The organism is Vagococcus allomyrinae, from assembly GCF_017829975.1.
GTDB classification, from domain to species: domain Bacteria; phylum Bacillota; class Bacilli; order Lactobacillales; family Vagococcaceae; genus Vagococcus_D; species Vagococcus_D allomyrinae.
On sequence record NZ_JAEEGA010000014.1, the window covers coordinates 32,617 to 49,739 of the forward strand.

Annotated in this window: 18 protein-coding genes and 1 riboswitch; of the genes, 17 read left to right on the plus strand and 1 reads right to left on the minus strand. The window is 39.9% G+C overall.

All coding sequences use genetic code 11. The features are described from left to right. Window positions 1-170: 170 nt before the first annotated feature. The 17 genes from I6N95_RS18840 (at window position 171) to I6N95_RS18920 (ending at window position 16,711) form a co-directional block, all read left to right on the plus strand. A complete protein-coding gene (locus I6N95_RS18840) occupies window positions 171-1,664 on the plus strand; it encodes an FtsX-like permease family protein (protein WP_209530892.1) in 1,494 nt (497 codons plus the stop codon). A 14-nt stretch (window positions 1,665-1,678) separates the two neighbouring features. Continuing rightward, window positions 1,679-2,353: an ABC transporter ATP-binding protein gene (locus I6N95_RS18845; RefSeq protein ID WP_209530893.1), complete on the plus strand. Its 675-nt coding sequence runs from the start codon at window positions 1,679-1,681 to the stop codon at window positions 2,351-2,353. After that, window positions 2,346-3,698: a PASTA domain-containing protein gene (locus I6N95_RS18850; protein ID WP_209530894.1), complete on the plus strand. Its 1,353-nt coding sequence runs from the start codon at window positions 2,346-2,348 to the stop codon at window positions 3,696-3,698. Before I6N95_RS18845 ends, I6N95_RS18850 begins: the two co-directional genes overlap by 8 nt. 67 nt (window positions 3,699-3,765) lie before the next feature. Beyond that, window positions 3,766-4,428 carry a response regulator transcription factor gene (locus I6N95_RS18855; protein WP_209530895.1) on the plus strand — a complete coding sequence of 221 codons (663 nt, stop codon included), beginning with the start codon at window positions 3,766-3,768 and terminating at the stop codon, window positions 4,426-4,428. Further along, window positions 4,425-5,897 (plus strand): sensor histidine kinase, encoded by a 1,473-nt coding sequence (locus tag I6N95_RS18860; RefSeq protein ID WP_209530896.1) that lies wholly within the window; start codon window positions 4,425-4,427, stop codon window positions 5,895-5,897. Before I6N95_RS18855 ends, I6N95_RS18860 begins: the two co-directional genes overlap by 4 nt. A gap of 183 nt (window positions 5,898-6,080) precedes the next feature. After that, window positions 6,081-7,628, plus strand: a complete 1,548-nt coding sequence (locus I6N95_RS18865; protein ID WP_209530897.1) for a cell division site-positioning protein MapZ family protein — start codon at window positions 6,081-6,083, stop codon at window positions 7,626-7,628. 96 nt (window positions 7,629-7,724) lie between these two features. Beyond that, window positions 7,725-8,111, plus strand: coding sequence for a DUF488 domain-containing protein (locus tag I6N95_RS18870; protein WP_209530898.1), 387 nt, complete (start codon window positions 7,725-7,727; stop codon window positions 8,109-8,111). Between the two features lie 144 nt (window positions 8,112-8,255). Further along, window positions 8,256-8,753, plus strand: coding sequence for a GNAT family N-acetyltransferase (locus I6N95_RS18875; RefSeq protein WP_209530899.1), 498 nt, complete (start codon window positions 8,256-8,258; stop codon window positions 8,751-8,753). 176 nt (window positions 8,754-8,929) lie between these two features. Beyond that, window positions 8,930-9,535 (plus strand): HD domain-containing protein, encoded by a 606-nt coding sequence (locus tag I6N95_RS18880; RefSeq protein ID WP_347340579.1) that lies wholly within the window; start codon window positions 8,930-8,932, stop codon window positions 9,533-9,535. Window positions 9,536-9,646: 111 nt separating this feature from the next. Continuing rightward, complete coding sequence (locus I6N95_RS18885; RefSeq protein ID WP_209531020.1) at window positions 9,647-10,216, plus strand: thymidine kinase; 570 nt, start codon at window positions 9,647-9,649, stop codon at window positions 10,214-10,216. Window positions 10,217-10,332: 116 nt separating this feature from the next. Then, complete coding sequence (gene prfA / locus I6N95_RS18890; protein WP_209530900.1) at window positions 10,333-11,406, plus strand: peptide chain release factor 1; 1,074 nt, start codon at window positions 10,333-10,335, stop codon at window positions 11,404-11,406. Then, window positions 11,399-12,244, plus strand: coding sequence for a peptide chain release factor N(5)-glutamine methyltransferase (gene prmC / locus I6N95_RS18895; RefSeq protein WP_245249703.1), 846 nt, complete (start codon window positions 11,399-11,401; stop codon window positions 12,242-12,244). The genes prfA and prmC overlap by 8 nt, the downstream gene beginning before the upstream one ends. 195 nt (window positions 12,245-12,439) lie before the next feature. Then, entirely contained in the window at window positions 12,440-13,471 is a 1,032-nt protein-coding gene (locus I6N95_RS18900) for an L-threonylcarbamoyladenylate synthase (protein ID WP_209530902.1), read from the plus strand. A gap of 178 nt (window positions 13,472-13,649) precedes the next feature. Beyond that, window positions 13,650-14,888, plus strand: a complete 1,239-nt coding sequence (gene glyA / locus I6N95_RS18905) for a serine hydroxymethyltransferase (RefSeq protein ID WP_209530903.1) — start codon at window positions 13,650-13,652, stop codon at window positions 14,886-14,888. A gap of 101 nt (window positions 14,889-14,989) precedes the next feature. Beyond that, the gene (upp, locus tag I6N95_RS18910; protein WP_209530904.1) at window positions 14,990-15,619 is read left to right on the plus strand and encodes a uracil phosphoribosyltransferase; all 630 of its coding nucleotides are present in this window, start codon (window positions 14,990-14,992) and stop codon (window positions 15,617-15,619) included. Between the two features lie 255 nt (window positions 15,620-15,874). Continuing rightward, window positions 15,875-15,971: riboswitch (guanidine-I (ykkC/yxkD leader) on the plus strand. Between the two features lie 87 nt (window positions 15,972-16,058). After that, window positions 16,059-16,397 carry a DMT family transporter gene (locus I6N95_RS18915; protein WP_209530905.1) on the plus strand — a complete coding sequence of 113 codons (339 nt, stop codon included), beginning with the start codon at window positions 16,059-16,061 and terminating at the stop codon, window positions 16,395-16,397. Beyond that, window positions 16,397-16,711 carry a DMT family transporter gene (locus tag I6N95_RS18920; RefSeq protein ID WP_283808998.1) on the plus strand — a complete coding sequence of 105 codons (315 nt, stop codon included), beginning with the start codon at window positions 16,397-16,399 and terminating at the stop codon, window positions 16,709-16,711. The genes I6N95_RS18915 and I6N95_RS18920 overlap by 1 nt, the downstream gene beginning before the upstream one ends. A 56-nt stretch (window positions 16,712-16,767) precedes the next feature. Here I6N95_RS18920 and I6N95_RS18925 read toward each other — a convergent pair whose 3' ends face one another. After that, window positions 16,768-16,995, minus strand: a complete 228-nt coding sequence (locus I6N95_RS18925) for a hypothetical protein (protein WP_209530906.1) — start codon at window positions 16,993-16,995, stop codon at window positions 16,768-16,770. Window positions 16,996-17,123 lie beyond the last annotated feature (128 nt).

The following is a 17,123-nucleotide window of genomic DNA, read 5'->3' on the forward strand; positions in this document are numbered from 1 at the left end:
AGCGATTGAGATGCCTCAATCACTTCTTTTTTTGTCGTTTTTGAGTGTCTGGAAGAGCCCATGGAACCTCTGAAATGCTTCTTTATAACCTCCACACTGTCTCTTTACATTGGCTTCATATTGACTTGTTAAGATGCTAATAGATTAACTAAAGGAGGCATTATTAACAGATGAATTTTGCAAAACGAGCATTTTTAAGCATTACCAGACGAAAAGGAAGGGCCCTTATTTTATTCGCAGTCGTCTTTATTTTAGGCAATTTAATTGCAGGGGCGATTTCCATTCAACAAGCCACACAAAATGTGGAAAAAAGCATTAAGAAGCAACTTGGGGGGACTGCTTCTATTGATGTTGATCCAAAAGTTTATGAAGAGGCCATGGCAAGCGGTGAAGAAGTGAAGCTTGATCCCTTAAAGGAAGACTTGATTAAGCAAATTGGTAGTTCTAATTATGTTAAGTACTTTGACTATAATTTAGAGATATACGGTGGTGGTAAGGAGGTAAAGCCTTTTGCACCTCCTCAAGAAGATAATGGCATCATGACCTCAGGCGAGTTGAAAGGGATGGAATTTATCTTGAAAGGCGTGCAATATGCTGCAGTTATGGATTTTAAGGAAAAGAAAGCAAAATTAGTTGACGGTCGTGCCTTTACGGAAGAAGAAATTGAAAAAGGCAGCAACGTCGGAATTATTTCTAAAAAATTAGCGGATGAAAATAATCTAAGTGTCGGCGATACGTTTGTCTATCAAAACAATGTCTTTGATTTTGGTCCAACCTATGATCCCAATATGGAGCCAGTTGCCAGCCGAGATGTTCCTCTTGAAATTATTGGGATCTTTGAACCGATCGAAGCGGAGAAAAAAACAGACGATGAGACTAAAAAAGCAGACCCAATGGCTGGTTTTTACAATACACAATTTCAAAACACCCTTTATGTGCCTAATGGTGTCACTTCAAAAGAGTTAAGTTTTGAAAATGAGGAATTAAAAAAAGTGAATCCTGAAGCTGCGGGAGATGGTGAAATGTCCTATCAGCCGAAATATGTTTTGAAAAGCCCTGAAGTAGTCGACGCCTTTAAGGAAGAAACGACGCCGCTAATCCCTAAAAATTATAAATTAAGTGCCTCAACTGATCAATACAATTCAATTGCTGCGCCCATTAAATCCATGTCGAAATTATCAGGCTATGTGTTAATCGCAGCCATTGGAGCTTCCCTTTTAATCCTCAGTTTAGTGGTCTTGTTGTTCCTAAGAGATCGCAAACATGAATTTGGTATTTATTTATCTTTAGGTGAAAAACGCCAGCGTGTCTTGGGACAGGTGATTATTGAAGTCATAGTGGTAGCCTTTGTTGCCATTGGCTTATCGGTTTTTTCCGGTAATTACTTGGCAAAAGGTATTTCCAGCTCAATGATTCAAAATCAAATCCAAGCTGAAGCCGAAAAAGAAGAAGCGGCAGCTGCTAGTGGTGGCATGATGGTATTTAGCAATAATTCGGATACGACGTCATTGTCTGCTGATGATGTCAACAAAGAATATCAAGTTAGTTTAAGTAGTAAGTATATTATCAGTTTCTTCATCGTTGGGCTAGGCACTATTTTAATAGCCACTATTGCACCGATGGTTTACTTGATACGCTTAAATCCTAAGAAAATTATGATGTAAGAAGGAGACTCTAGATGACTATTTTAGAAACGAAACACATTGACTATTTTTACCAGGACGGTGACCGTAAACGGACGATACTAAGTGACGTCAGCAATAGTTTTGAGCAAGGGAAGTTTTACACTATTTTAGGTCAATCTGGTTCAGGAAAGACCACTTATCTTTCGTTAATCAGTGCCTTGGATTCCCCGAAAGATGGGCAGGTGATCTATGAGGAACAGGACATCAAAAAAATGGGGCATGAAGAGTATCGTCGAAATAAAATCGGGATTATCTTTCAAAGTTATAATTTAATTCCTTATCTAACAGCAGTGGAGAACGTGTTGTTGGCGATGGCGATTACTGATAATGAGTTGCCGCCAAATCAAAAAGACGTGGCTTATAATTTATTGGATTATATCGGCATTGTTAAAAGTAAAGCCGATCGCACGATTACCCATTTATCAGGTGGGGAACAGCAACGGGTGGCTATTGCCAGAGCCTTGGCGACAAATGTGGACATTATTTTAGCAGATGAACCAACAGGAAATTTAGATGAAGGGATGGAACAAGAAATTGTTGCGATATTTAAAGAATTGGCACATATCCATAATAAATGTGTGATTGTGGTAACCCATTCTCAGGAAATTGCCAACAGTTCTGATCAGACCTTTTATCTAAAAGGAGGGAAGTTGACGCCATATGAGTAGCTTTTTAAATAATTTCCAATCAGGCGATTATGAAAAAAATACTGCCGATCAAAAAAGTCTAGTGGAGCAGGAGATTGATTCAGAAAAGGAACATCAACGGTTGCCGAGTGAGGCTCCAACGACTGAGGAACTTGTTCCTTCTGTCACAACCAAGCTCAGTAATCAGGGAAGCAGACGTCATTCACAAGAGGAAACAGAACATGACCCAACCTATCGGAAGCGTCAGCGCAAAAAATGGCTGCTGCTGGGGATTTTGGGAACAGTAGCTGTGGCCCTCATTGGTGTGACAATTTATCAGCTGAATCATGTGGCGATGCCTGATTTTAAAGGCAAAACGATTGGTGATGTCCAAACATGGGCTGCTGCAAACAATCTTAAGGTAGCAACTAAATCAGAGTATTCGGTTGAAAAAGAGGTCAATCAAGTATTGAAGCAACCGATAGCGAAAGGCAAAAAAGTCAGAAAAGGCCAAGAGCTGACCTTTTCCATCAGCCAGGGAGCAAATCCCGAGGACAAAGTGCCCTTACCAGATTTTAACAGCTTAGCCACAGCCGCCGCCGAAGAGTGGTTAAAGCAAAATAAAGTCGACAATTTAAAATTATTATCTGAGTACAATGATCAAGTGGAAAAAGGTAAATTAGTGCGGATGGAACTGAAAGATGAGGTAACGGCTGAGAACTTTAAGCGCAAAGACAGTGGCACGCTTTACTATTCTAAAGGGAAAGAGGTTTATAAAAAAGATATTTCAGTTCCAGATTTTAGTGGCAAACTGAAGAGTGAAGTTGAAACGTGGGCGAAGACGAACAGTATTCAGATGACCTATAAAGATCTGGCGTCTAAGGAGCAAGAAATAGGCAAAGTCTTAAAACAATCAATCCCACCTAAAGAGAAAGTTGCCAAAGAAACCCAAATGGAAGTTGAGGTTTCAGCAGGCAAACCGATCATGGTGCCTGACTTTGCCACCTTAACACCAGAAGAGGCCATGGCCCAAAAAGGATTAGAGGTAACCGTTAAGCGTCAGTACAGCAATGAGGCCTCTTATGGCCAATTGATTTGGCAGACCTTACCATCGGGATCAGAACTGACGGAAAAAGATGATTTGGCCATTGTGGTGACATACTCGGAAGGCAAACCTTATCTTAAAGATGTCGTCGGGGAAACAGAAGGGGCCCTGCAAAAAATCTTCTTTGATGAATACCAGTCAAAAGGGGCTAACATTAATTACACGATAAAATATGTTAATTCAGAAGAAAAAAAAGGCACAGTTGTCAGTATGAGTGCGGTCAACGTATACGTTCCAATGGATTATACCGTTGAGATTCGAATCAGTACTGGAAATGCTTAAAAAGATATGTTTCAGACATCAATGTATAGTATGATTAAAGAACTAACCGCAAAAAGGAGCTATTAACATGAGCTACAACATTTTATTAGTAGAAGATGAAAAAGAAATTCGCCGCGCGATGACCAATTTTTTGCGACGGGAGGATTATCATGTCGTCGCTGTAGAGACAGGTGAAGAGGCATTGCGCGAGTATACGAAGACTGATTTTCACTTGGTTCTATTGGATATGATGTTGCCGGGGATTGGCGGGGAAGAGGTCTTGGAATGGATTCGTCGTAAGTCGGATGTGCCGATTTTGATTATCAGCGCCTTAAACGATGAGCTGATTCAATTAGACGCATTTGAGCAAAGTGTGGACGACTATGTTGTCAAACCTTTTTCCATGAATATTTTGGTTCATAAGATTGCTTCGCTACTGAGACGTGTTTATGAGAAACAAAAAAAAGAAATTATCTATCACGATCTAAGATTGTTAGTTAATAATTATGAAGTCTATTACCAAGAGCAGACGATAGAGTTAACAGTTAAAGAATTTGAAATTTTGCAAACCATGTTGTTAAACAGCGGTAAAGTCTATTCGCGTGAAGAATTGTTGACGGTAGTTTGGGGTTATGACTATTTTGGCGACAGTCGTAATATTGATGTACACATCAAAAACATTCGCAAAAAATTGCCCTTTGATTGCATCAAAACCGTTAAAGGCATCGGTTATAAGGTGGACCGCTTATGAGTATCAACCTCAAGGAAATGGTGAGAGAGCGAATAAAAAAAACCTCACTTTACTGGAAAACTTGGGTGATAACAGCTGTCACTATTTTAATCACCATCGGTTTGTTTTTCCTGATTTTTTCACTGTTTGCCACCCGTTTTTTAGAAAACAATCAACAGAAAAAATTTGATCAAACTAGCCAGTTGATTTTTAGAAGTGTAGAGACCGAGGGCATCAATCAAAAGGTGTTAGATAACTATATGATCGCAGGTTACAATGTCTTTATCAGTTATAATGAACAGCTCATCTATCCAGAGTATGCTGAAATTTCGTTTAATTCAGCGATTCAAAGCTCGGAATTAGATGAAGGGCAAGAAGCAGCTGAGATTGGTGATACCGTGATGATTGAGCCCCAAATAGACGGTAATATCGATCAAATAGAGACGGTTGGTCTATTTCAGACGATTCCCTTAATGAACCAGCAGACCATCGCTTATCAAGGAATTCCTTATTTGGTGGAGATCATGTATCCGGCAACTGTCAATCAAGAGGAGATCAAAGGTGTTTTTTATTCGATTATTCCTTACTTTATTGTGATTGGTTTGCTAGTGTCTTCAGTCATTTCGGTTATTTATGCTCGTTATTTTTCGCGAAAGATTACTCGTTTGAATCGAACCGTTCACAGTATGTCAACAAGTTCTGAGCCGATGACTTATGAAGCAATGCCAGGTGATGAGTTGCAAGATTTGGAAAATAGTGTCCATCACATGTACCAAGAATTACAATTTACCTTACAGAAATTGAATCAAGAGATGAGCACTGTTAAACGGTTAGAAGAAGATCGCCAAGTCTTTATGCGTGGCGCAACTCATGAATTAAAAACACCGATCATGGCCATGACAACGATGTTGGAGGGCATGATGGCCCAAGTTGAAGGTTACGAAGATCACGACCATTATTTGCAAGCCTGTTACACTCGCTTACAGAGCATGAGCCGCTTAGTCAATGAGATGCTGGAAGTCTCACGAATAGAATCGGTGATGTTTTCAGGTCAAATGGAGTTGAAAAAAGCCACTGAAGAAGTGATCGAAATTTATTCTTATATGTTGGAAGACAAGGAAATCCAGCTTGAAACAAGGCATTTAACGAGTGGCTTAGTGCATATTCCCAAGCGTAACCTCCAAAAGGTCTTGTCGAACTTAGTTGGAAATGCTGTCAAATACACACCTACTCAAGGAAAGTTGGTGATAGTGTCCAATGATCAGGAATGGCAAATTCGCAATCAGGTTAAAAATGTCCAACAGTTGAAAGAAGCCAATATTTTTGCACCTTTTGTCAGTTTTGAAACAGAATGCAACAGTGAATTTGAAAAAAGTCATGGATTAGGACTCTATATCGTGGACACTATTTTAACACAGTACGGCTATCATTATAGCTGGGAAGTGAATGAAGTGACAGGGGAATTCATTTTTAGAATAAAACTTAATTAATCAAAGAACATCAAGGGATTGCCTTGCTATCAGCAAGGTTTTGACTTTGATGTTTTTCCATTAGTTCTTAAATTAGGGGGGCATGGTAAATTTAATTAACAAAACAAGTCGATTTTATGATAAACTAGTCTTGATTTGTAATCTCAAAAATTCGAAAAATTAAAATAGGAATGTGATAAAAACATGGAAAAAGGAAAAAAATGTCCCAATTGTGGCTATGTCTCCACGAAAAATGAAGAATACTGTCCTAACTGCGACCGTTTTGAACCAACATTTGAAGATTTTACGAAAGAGCTAACGTCTGAGAACGTTGTCGAAAGACCCGTAGAAGTGCCAGTCGACGAACCTACGATTGAAAAAGAGTCTGAGACACCTGTCGCGATTGAACCAGAAATTGTTGAAGAGCAACCGACTGAAGCAGAGGAAGCAAGTGTCGAATCTGTGAGTGAACCTGTGGATGAGCCAGTAGCTGTTGAGCCAACAGAGCCTCAGATTGAAAAATTTGCAGCTAAAGAAGTCATTCCGGAAGACCCTTATGCGGTCAAAACGGATCCGGTATCAAGTGAGAGTGTTGTGCCTAAAAAAGAGTCAGCACCATCATCATTTAAGGAAAGTGAGCCGACAGTTCCAAAGAAAAACTATAACAAGTTAATTGGGATTGTTGTGATAGCAGCTCTTGTGATTGGTGGTAGTATCTTTGGTTTTACCAAGTATCAGGCAAAAAAAGAGGCCGATCAAATTGCAGCAGTGAAAAAAGAAGCGGCCTTACTTGAAAATGATCTGAATAAATTGTATTTCAATGAGGAGAAGGTATTCTTAAGTGAGACATTTACAGAAGACAGTTTGCAAGATTTAGAGAGTCAAATAGCAGAGTTTAAAGAAGCTAAGTATGTGACAGAGTTAAAACCCGTTGTAGCTGATTTAAGAAACCGTGGTGACTTATTGTTATCCGTTAATAATTTGTTCAAAGAGCCGCTGATCAAAGGCGACAAATTAGTTGAGGGTAGCGTGTTAAAACAAGCTGAAGCAACCGTTCCTAAAGGAATTGACAAACCAGCTGATAAATTTGAAGAATTAATCAATAAAGGCTTAAAAGTAGCAAGTGACCAAGTCGCTGCTAATAAAAAGGCGAAAGAGCTAATGGCGAAGGTTTATGGGGAGGAAGCTAAGAAGGAAGCGACCCGCGCTCAATATGACGAAGCCAAAGCAGCTGTTAAAACGTTAAAAGATAGCTCGCTACAACAAGATTATGACACAAAATTAGCCAAAGTAGATACGTTAATCGTGGCAGAGGAGAAAAAAGAAGCTCAGCGTAAGGCTGATGAAAAAGCTGCTGCTATCGCGCAAGCAGAAGCCAGCTTAGCAGCTCAACCGCAAGTGCCACAAACTACTACGCCACCAGTTGCCTCAACTTCTAATAATGGTCAGTGGACTTACCGTACGGGAATCGCACTGCCAAACGAAAGCACAGGTACTACCTACGGTGATTGGTCTTGGGGTGAAGGAATTCAAGCGAAAGTCATTAATGAATGTCTCAAACGTGGATATATCATCGAAGGTGGGTATGAACTACGTCAACGGATTATCATTAATGGAGAAGCGTATTATGACTTATTTGCAACAAGTACCCAATCTTCACTACTAAAAGGTCGTTCAGACTCTGAATTGCCAATCTATTTAGTGACAATTAACGCTAAAACAGGTTGGTTCAAGGGTGAAGGTCCAAATTAACCAGCAACCTCACTGTTTAAAAGCAGTGAGGTTTTTAGTGTAGAACATTGGAAAGGGTCTGCTAGAGATAGACAAAATGAAGTGAGGGATGGTTTGATGATTTATTTGAAAAGAGTTTATGCTGAGGCGATGGCAACAGATGGTTATCGCGTTTTGATTGATCGCTTGTGGCCTCGTGGAGTCAAAAAGGAAATGGCTAAAATTGACTATTGGGCAAAAGAGCTTACACCAAGTACTGACTTACGTAAGTGGTACCATCAATTTCCAGAGCAGCGGAGCGAGTTTGCTCGTCGCTACCAGCGAGAATTAATCGCTCTTCCCGAGGCCCAGCACTTACTTCATGACTTGGCAGAACGAAGTCATGGGGAAACCATCACCTTTGTCTATGCTGCCAAGGATCAAGTTAATAATCATGGTGTCATATTGATGGAGTGGATTGCCTCTCGATTTAAGGGGGAAGTCGATTTATCGACAAACCAATAAATTGCTGATGTCATAGCCCCACTTTGCTGAAATAGTAGTTATCTTTGAACGACTGGTTAAATTTATCTAAATGTTCTCCTCCGTAAGAGAAAAAATTAACCATTTACGTTAAAATAAGCAGATACTAGCAAAGAGGTGAAGAGGATGATAAGAGAGATGATCGCAAGTGACATCCAGGATTTTCCGTTATTATTTGCTGATCAAGGGTGGGAAAAGCCGGTTGATATTTTTCAGATGTATTATGATGAACAACAAAAGCAACAGCGTATCGTGCTGGTTGCAATGGACAATCATGGGTTGATTGGCTATGTAACCGTTGTACCAAGCGCCAAAGCCGGCCCTTTTTTTGGATTACCTGAGATTAAAGATTTTAACGTGTTAGAAAAATACCAAGGTTTGGGCTATGGGCGCGCTTTATTAGCGGCAGCCGAAACTCAAATTGCTAGAATGAGTGATGTAGCAACGATTGGGGTTGGACTACATAGCGGTTATGGCGCTGCTCAGATGATGTACATTCGCTCAGGTTATGTGCCAGATGGTGGTGGAGTATGGTATCGAGATCAGTTGTTGGGACAAAATCAACCTTGTCTCAATGATGATGACCTGGTTTTGTATTTTAGCAAGAATTTAAGACTTAAATAATCGATATATACATCATGTTAATTAATCAAACAGATAGTTCCATGGGATAATGCGCATAATCATCCGCCAAGAGTGGTACTTTCAGCTTTTTTCTGGCTGTAAGTTTAACAGTAAAGGATGATTATTTAATGGGAACTATATAGTTTGAAAAGTTAGAAAAATTTAGGAGTGAGAACGTGAAAGAAATAAAGGCGTATCTGACCACTGATGTAACAGGGGATTTGAAACAAGATATAACTGAATTACTGGTGGCTTATCAATATTCAAATGTTGCGAGCCATTCAATTCAAGTAGCGGAAGAAGCCGAACGTTTATGTATTCGATATGGCTTACCAAAGGAGTGGGGATATACTGCCGGTTTACTTCACGATATCAGTGTTATTATCCCAAATGAAGAACGAGTAGCTTTGTGTCAATCTTATCAGATGGTCGTATGTGAGGCAGAAAAAAAAATACCAATGATTTTACACCAACGCTTGTCTAAGCTCATGGCTGTCGAATGTTTTCAGATCGAGAATAAGGAGATTACTGGGGCTATTGAATGCCACACGACATTAAGAGCGAACCCTACTACTTTGGATTTAATTTTATTTATTGCCGATAAAATCCAATGGGACCAAGCGGATAGCCCACCTTATTTAGCTGGTTTGTTGCTTGCGTTGGAAACGTCTTTAGAGAGTGCCGCATTGTATTTCATAAACTGGATGTTTGCTCAAGGCGTGCTAGTCAAACATACTTGGGCAGTGGAAGCCCAATTATGGTTAGAGCACAAATTTGTTTAAAACAGTGGCTTTTGCGACTGTTTTTTTTGCTTTTCGCTTTAAATAAGATGATTTTTTTGTTGTTTTAAAGTATACTTACATAGGAAGAAAATGAAAGTGAAGGATTGGGAAATGGCTCAGTTATTTTTTAAATACGGCGCAATGAACAGTGGAAAAACCATTGAGATCTTAAAAGTTGCCCATAACTATGAAGAACAAAATAAGCGTGTGGTCTTAATGACTAGTGGCGTAGATACCCGTGATGGCATCGGCAAAGTTTCTAGTCGAATTGGTTTGTCTCGAGAAGCAACAGCGATTTTTAGCGAGACAGACGTCTATCAATTTATTAAGGAACTTGATTTTAAACCCTATTGTGTTTTAATTGATGAATCACAATTTTTGGAAAAACACCATGTGATTCAGTTTGCGCGAATCGTAGATGAATTAGATATTCCAGTCATGGCATTTGGCCTTAAAAATGATTTTCGCAATGAATTATTTGAGGGATCTAAATACTTGTTATTGTACGCAGACAAACTTGAAGAATTAAAAACCATTTGCTGGTTTTGTCATCGCAAGGCAATTATGAACTTGCGTTTATTGGATGGGAAACCGACGTATACCGGAGACCAAATCCAAATTGGTGGCAATGAGTCATATTACCCTGTTTGCCGTAAGCATTATGTGGCGCCGCCGTTGTAGCGAAGCAACAGGTCATTAGAAGCAACACTACACTTATGTTTCGATCAGGTCACTCGCTAGATGCTAGAGCATTCAGAAAGTGAACGTCGGATCATAAGGGAAAAAGGAGAGTAATTATGTACGATCAACTACAATCAATTGAAAATCGTTATGAAGAGCTAGGCGAGTTGCTGAGCGATCCAACCGTCGTTTCTGACACGAAGCGTTTTATGGAGCTGTCGAAAGAAGAGGCGAGCACTCGTGAGATGGTAGCCGTTTACCGTCGTTATAAAGAGGTGGTTGCCGGAATTGCTGAGACAGAGGAATTATTGGGCGAGAAGCTCGATGCTGATATGCAAGAAATGGCTAAGGAAGAGTTATCTGATTTAAAGAAAGAAAAAGAAGAAATCGAAGAACACATTAAAGTGTTGTTAATTCCTAAAGATCCTAATGACGACAAAAATATCATTATGGAAATTCGCGGTGCCGCAGGTGGCGATGAAGCAGCTTTATTTGCTGGCGATCTTTTTGAGATGTATCAAAGTTATGCTTCATCTCAAGGCTGGAAATTTGAAGTATTAGAGGCTAATATTACCGGAATTGGTGGCTATAAAGAAGTAATTGCCATGATTACTGGCGAAAATGTCTTTTCTAAATTAAAATATGAAAGTGGGGCTCATCGCGTTCAGCGGGTCCCTTCAACAGAATCGCAAGGACGTGTTCACACCTCTACGGCAACGGTTGTTGTTTTACCAGAAGCGGAAGAAGTAGAATTAGAATTGGCTGATAAAGATATTCGGGTTGATATTTATCATGCAAGTGGCGCAGGTGGTCAGCATGTCAACAAAACCGCTTCTGCTGTTCGTTTGACCCATTTACCAACCGGAATTGCAGTCGCTATGCAAGATCAGCGCTCTCAATTACAAAACCGTGAAAAAGCGATGCAAATTTTGCGAGCGCGAGTTTACGATCAAATGCGCCAAGAATCGCAAGATGAATACGATGCAAGTCGTAAATCAGCAGTTGGAACAGGGGATCGTTCTGAACGGATTCGGACCTATAATTTCCCTCAAAATCGAGTAACGGATCATCGTATCGGTTTGACTATTCAAAAATTAGATCGAATTTTATCAGGAGATTTAGATGAAATAGTTGATGCGTTAATCATTTATGATCAAACAGCCAAATTGGAAGAGATGCAAAATGGCTAATTCTCATAAGCGCTATTTTGAAGTCCTTAACTGGGCTTCTTCTTTTTTAGATACTCATCAGAAAGAACCATATATTGCTGAGTATTTAATTTTGGAAAGAAATTTTTGGACAAAGACAGACTTGCTTGGTCATTATCGGCAAGTGATGCCGATATCTGAAATAACGCAATTGGAAGCGGATCTGGAATTAGTTTTGCAAGATATCCCGCCTCAATATATCATTGGTTCTTGTCAGTTCTATGGCCAACGTTTTAAAGTCACGGCTGACACACTAATTCCGCGACCGGAAACAGAAGAACTGGTTCAATTATGTCTACAGGGCAATGAGTCGAGTAAAGCTCTGAAAGTAATCGATGTGGGCACTGGAACTGGAGCGATTGCTCTCAGCTTAAAAAAACAAGCCCCTAATTGGCAAGTAACGGCAGTTGACATCTCAGACAAAGCCTTAGCTGTCGCCGAAGAAAACGGGGAGCGGCTGGCCCTAGATTGCCGTTTTCTAAAAAGCGATTTGTTGACAGCGGTGATCTCAGAACAGTTTGATGTGATCATATCAAATCCACCCTATATAGGACCTGATGAGTGGCAAGAGATGGACGTCAGTGTTCGTACGTATGAACCAAAATTAGCCTTGTTTGCCGAAAAAGAAGGGTTAGCTCTCTATATGAGGTTAGCTAAAGAGGCAAAAACTGTTATTAAACCAACGGGTAAAATCTACTTGGAGATTGGTTACCGTCAGGGAGAAGCCGTTAAACAGATATTTAAAGAGGCTTTCCCAACTAAAAAAGTTGTTGTTCATCAAGATTTAACGGGTCACGATCGCATGATTGAAGTCTGTTGATAACTCTGTGGATAAAAAAATTTTATTAACTAGCTTTTAGTTAAAAGAACATAATTATAGCAAGCTTGGAAGTGGTTTATTGAGTTATCAACAGACTTATTAACACTTGACAAATCGGTTATCCCCAAAATGTGAATAACTGATTAAAAGGCTTGATAAATTAGGAAAATCTGAAAAAGGAGTTGTGGATAACCTGTGGAAACAATAATTTATACGGAAGATTCATTAGCTGTTCCAGCACGATTAATTCGCCAAGGAGAACTGATTGCTTTTCCGACGGAGACGGTCTATGGACTCGGTGCTGACGCGACTAATGAAGCAGCTGTCAACAAGGTTTATCAAGCCAAAGGACGGCCGAGTGACAACCCTTTAATCGTCCATATAAAGGAAATCACAGACTTAGATCCTTTTGTGGATAACCTCTCTGAGAAAGCCCAATCACTGATGGCAAAATTTTGGCCTGGGCCCCTAACGCTAATTTTTGAAATCAAGAAAAACAGTTTGCCTAGCGTCGCAACGGGTGGGTTATCCACAGCGGCTTTCAGAATGCCAAATAACAAAATGGCTTTGGCGCTGATCGAGCAAGCAGGGGTGCCAATTGTGGGACCGAGTGCCAACACCTCAGGTAAACCAAGTCCAACGACGGCTCAACATGTTTATCATGATCTAGCTGGAAAGATCGCTGGGATTTTAGATGATGGTCCGACTGACATAGGACTGGAGTCCACAGTAGTCGATATGACAACTGAGATTCCTGTTATTTTAAGACCAGGAGCGGTAACGGTCGAAGCGCTAGCAAGTGTGGTGGGAGAAGTGAACTTAGATCAACATTTAATCAGTGAAAACGAAGCGCCTAAGGCTCCGGGAATGAAATACCAGCATTATTCTCCGAATGCACGTGTGTTGCTGATTGATTGGCAAAAAAATAATTGGCAAGATGCTTTAGACTGGTCCGCAAAAAAAGGAATAAGCTGTGGAATCCTTGCAAGTCGTGAGATCATCCAATCCTTTAAGGCTGATGTAGTTGGCAATTATGAATTAAGTATCACACAAGATGTTCAGACTGCAAGTCAACGGTTGTTTGCCGGCCTTAGAGAACTGGATGGACAGAAGCAACCAATAGCTGTTATTTTTGCTCAAACCTATCCAGAAGAGGGCGCAGGTTTGGCTTATATGAATCGGTTAAAGAAAGCGGCAAACCAAGAATATTTTCAACGTGACGACTAAAACACGAATGTTTTGGTCGTTTTTCAATTTTATAGTTAGCAAATGCGGATGATTTTTAATTTTTTTTTCTTGAGACTATTTAATTCTTAACTATTTTACGAAATAGTGAGGATAGGAAATTGATTCATCGATAGGGACTGTGTTACAATATAGAAAAGAAAAAGAGGTGTTGTGAAGAATGAGTTTTAAAGAACAAGATCAAGAGTTGTGGGATGCTGTTGCCAAAGAGAAAAACCGTCAAGAACGAAATATTGAATTAATCGCATCAGAAAACTTTGTGTCAGAAGGTGTCATGGCAGCGCAAGGCAGTATTTTAACGAATAAATATGCAGAAGGCTATCCTGGCCGTCGCTATTATGGTGGTTGTGAATATGTCGATATTGTTGAATCGTTGGCAATTGAGCGGGCAAAGCAATTATTTGATGCAAAATTTGCAAATGTTCAACCCCATTCTGGCTCGCAAGCGAATACAGCTGCTTATATGGCGTTAATTGAGCCAGGAGATACGGTTCTAGGGATGGATTTGACTCATGGTGGTCATTTAACTCATGGTTCTCCAGTAAACTTTAGTGGAAAAACCTATGATTTTCATCCTTATGGTGTTGATCCCGTTACAGAAGTGATCGATTATGAAGTGGTTCGTATTCGCGCTCGTGAAGTGAAACCAAAATTGATTGTGGCTGGGGCAAGTGCCTATGCTCGCCATATTGATTTTGCTCGTTTTAAGGAAATTGCTGATGAGGTAGGGGCCAAATTATTAGTCGATATGGCTCACATTGCTGGTTTAGTAGCAGCAGGTCTCCATCAAAATCCGATGGCTTATGCGGACATCGTAACAACGACAACTCATAAAACCTTACGTGGACCTCGTGGTGGGTTGATTTTAACCAATGACGAAGATTTGGCGAAAAAAATTAACAGTGCGATTTTCCCCGGCATACAGGGTGGTCCGCTGGAGCATGTCATCGCCGGCAAAGCGGTTGCCTTTAAAGAAGCATTAACAGAAGACTTTAAGGACTATCAGGAACAAGTGATTGCCAACGCGCAAGCCATGGTGAAAGCTTTTAATCAGGCACCTAAAGCTCGCGTTATCAGTGGAGCTACTGATAACCATTTACTGTTAGTTGATGTCACAGGTTATGGTTTAAATGGCAAGGAAGCCGAAGAAATCCTTGATAAAGTCCATATTACTGTGAATAAAAATACGATTCCGTTTGAAGTCTTAAGTCCGTTTAAAACGAGTGGCATTCGGATCGGAACGCCGGCTGTAACAACTCGTGGTTTCCGAGAAGCAAATGTTCGTCGCGTAGCTGAATTAATAGATGTGGCTCTTACAAATCATCAAGATGAAGAAGCGCTAGTGCGTGTTTCAAAAGAAATCAAAGCAATTACTGAAAAATTTCCACTTTATCGTTAAAAGTTTGAGTGATTGACTAGTCAATCACTCTTTTTTGCTTTACAATAGGTTAGAAGAAAAACTAAGAGGGATAATAGACCTTCAAGAAAAGGAGAATCGCTATGGGAAAATTTCAAGTTATTGATCATCCATTAATTCAGCATAAGTTAACCATCATTCGTGATAAAAACTGTGGAACAAAGGTATTTCGTGAGGTTGTGAATGAAATAGCCATGTTAATGGCATTTGAAGTATCACGCGATATGCCGTTAGAGGATATTGAAATTGAAACACCAATGGGGAAATCAACGCAAAAAACCTTAACAGGTAAAAAAGTTGCGATTATTCCAATTCTCCGTGCAGGAATCGGCATGGTAGACGGTATGTTGGAACTAATTCCAGCGGCCAAGGTTGGCCATATCGGCATGTACCGTGATCATGATACTTGGGAACCTGTGGAGTATTTCGTGAAATTACCATCTGATATTGACACACGTCAATTATTTGTCGTTGATCCAATGTTGGCAACCGGCGGCTCAGCGATTTTAGCAGTGGATGCGTTGAAAAAGCGTGGCGGTAACAATATTAAATTTGTCTGCCTAGTTGCAGCTCCTGAAGGTGTAAAAGCTCTTCAAGAAGCTCATCCAGATGTGGATATTTACACAGCGGGTCTCGATGATCATTTGAATGATGATGGTTATATCGTACCAGGTCTTGGTGATGCTGGCGACCGCTTGTTCGGCACTAAGTAATCAAGTAGATCGTTTAATTAAATGCTCCAGCCAAAGAGGCGATGTCGCCTTTGTAATTATTGAAAAATTAAGTATGGATAACAGTCATTTATACTAGATAGTTAAAAGCGATGAATACTATTTCATCGCTTTTTTAGAGGATAAAGGCCTAAACCTTTTCCGCTATGAGTTGCGCCAGTTGTAAAAAAAATTAGACTTTCTGCTTGAAAGTTTTAGCCAAATGTGTATAATAAAGTGATAATTGAAATTTTCATACTAAATGTTTTCTAGGGTTCCGCACGTTGTGGTCTGGACCGAGAGAGAACTCGTAATAGTCATTATTACGTCACGGAAGGATAAAAGCCTGGGAGATACTGTTGCTGCAGTAGTCTCTTAGGCTTTTTTGCATGGTTTGACAGAGTGTGGATATCGTTAAATAAGGTATTAGGAGCGGATGTAGATGAATAAAAATTGGCTGAAAGTTGTGATTGCTGGTGTCTTTGAAGTAGGTTGGGTCGTGGGGTTAAAACACTCGACGACGCCATTGACTTGGGGATTAACCTTAGTTGCTATTTTCTTTAGTTTCTATTTGATGATTTCAGCTAGTGAAGAGTTACCCGTGGGAACTGTTTATGCTGTTTTTGTGGGGATTGGAACGACTGGGACAGTTCTTTTGGACGCCTTGTTATTTGGTCACTCCTTAAGTGTGGCCAAAGTGAGCTTGATCGTTATTCTGTTAGTTGGGGTTATCGGCTTAAAAATGGTGACACCAGCAGAGACAAGTGAGGTGAAAAACTGATGGCGTGGATTGCGTTAGTCGTAGCAGGTTTATTTGAAATGGTCGGGGTATCGCTGATTAACAAGTTTAATTTAGAAAAAAACGCCAAGTCCCTAGGGTTATTAGTAGGAGCTTTTGGCATTAGTTTTGTCTTGTTATCTCTGGCAATGGACAGTTTGGCAATGGGAACGGCTTATGCTGTATGGACGGGAATTGGCGCTTCAGGTGGGGCGATTTTAGGCATGCTAATTTATGGTGAATCTAAAGACCTCAAACGAATTCTTTGTATCGCACTGATTTTAGGGGCGGCCATTGGTTTAAAAATTATTTCTTAAGATCCGCAAAAAAACTCGTGAGTAGGTTATCGTAACCTATTCACGAGTTTTTGAATTTAATTTTTAACAGATAAGTCGTCATAACTCACTACCATGTTCCCGTTTGTTTGAAACATTATGTCTTTATTGTCGGTGGTTTCGTTAATTGAAACAATTGCTGAATTCGTCATTTGTTTGACAACGATCCCACTGACTAAATCGCCCTTAAAATAAAAGGTAACCTTAGTATCAGGAACAAATTCGATGCCAACTTCTGAAGCATTATTTTGAACAGGTCTAAACATTTAAAAGCCACTCCCTTTCTATCTTCAAAGAAAAACGCTTTATGTCATCTAGCTTTCATTATACCACAAAATAAACTAAATTTATATTCGTGTGTTTTAGACTTCTTTAATCTTTAATTTGATAGATA

Bases quoted from the DNA above. Each gene is read 5' to 3' on its own strand.
- I6N95_RS18840 (WP_209530892.1), top strand. From the start codon at position 171: ATGAATTTTGCAAAACGAGCATTTTTAAGCATTACCAGACGAAAAGGA.
- I6N95_RS18845 (WP_209530893.1), top strand. From the start codon at position 1,679: ATGACTATTTTAGAAACGAAACACATTGACTATTTTTACCAGGACGGT.
- I6N95_RS18850 (WP_209530894.1), top strand. From the start codon at position 2,346: ATGAGTAGCTTTTTAAATAATTTCCAATCAGGCGATTATGAAAAAAAT.
- I6N95_RS18855 (WP_209530895.1), top strand. From the start codon at position 3,766: ATGAGCTACAACATTTTATTAGTAGAAGATGAAAAAGAAATTCGCCGC.
- I6N95_RS18860 (WP_209530896.1), top strand. From the start codon at position 4,425: ATGAGTATCAACCTCAAGGAAATGGTGAGAGAGCGAATAAAAAAAACC.
- I6N95_RS18865 (WP_209530897.1), top strand. From the start codon at position 6,081: ATGGAAAAAGGAAAAAAATGTCCCAATTGTGGCTATGTCTCCACGAAA.
- I6N95_RS18870 (WP_209530898.1), top strand. From the start codon at position 7,725: ATGATTTATTTGAAAAGAGTTTATGCTGAGGCGATGGCAACAGATGGT.
- I6N95_RS18875 (WP_209530899.1), top strand. From the start codon at position 8,256: ATGATAAGAGAGATGATCGCAAGTGACATCCAGGATTTTCCGTTATTA.
- I6N95_RS18885 (WP_209531020.1), top strand. From the start codon at position 9,647: ATGGCTCAGTTATTTTTTAAATACGGCGCAATGAACAGTGGAAAAACC.
- prfA (WP_209530900.1), top strand. From the start codon at position 10,333: ATGTACGATCAACTACAATCAATTGAAAATCGTTATGAAGAGCTAGGC.
- prmC (WP_245249703.1), top strand. From the start codon at position 11,399: ATGGCTAATTCTCATAAGCGCTATTTTGAAGTCCTTAACTGGGCTTCT.
- glyA (WP_209530903.1), top strand. From the start codon at position 13,650: ATGAGTTTTAAAGAACAAGATCAAGAGTTGTGGGATGCTGTTGCCAAA.
- upp (WP_209530904.1), top strand. From the start codon at position 14,990: ATGGGAAAATTTCAAGTTATTGATCATCCATTAATTCAGCATAAGTTA.
- I6N95_RS18915 (WP_209530905.1), top strand. From the start codon at position 16,059: ATGAATAAAAATTGGCTGAAAGTTGTGATTGCTGGTGTCTTTGAAGTA.
- I6N95_RS18920 (WP_283808998.1), top strand. From the start codon at position 16,397: ATGGCGTGGATTGCGTTAGTCGTAGCAGGTTTATTTGAAATGGTCGGG.
- I6N95_RS18925 (WP_209530906.1), bottom strand. From the start codon at position 16,995: ATGTTTAGACCTGTTCAAAATAATGCTTCAGAAGTTGGCATCGAATTT.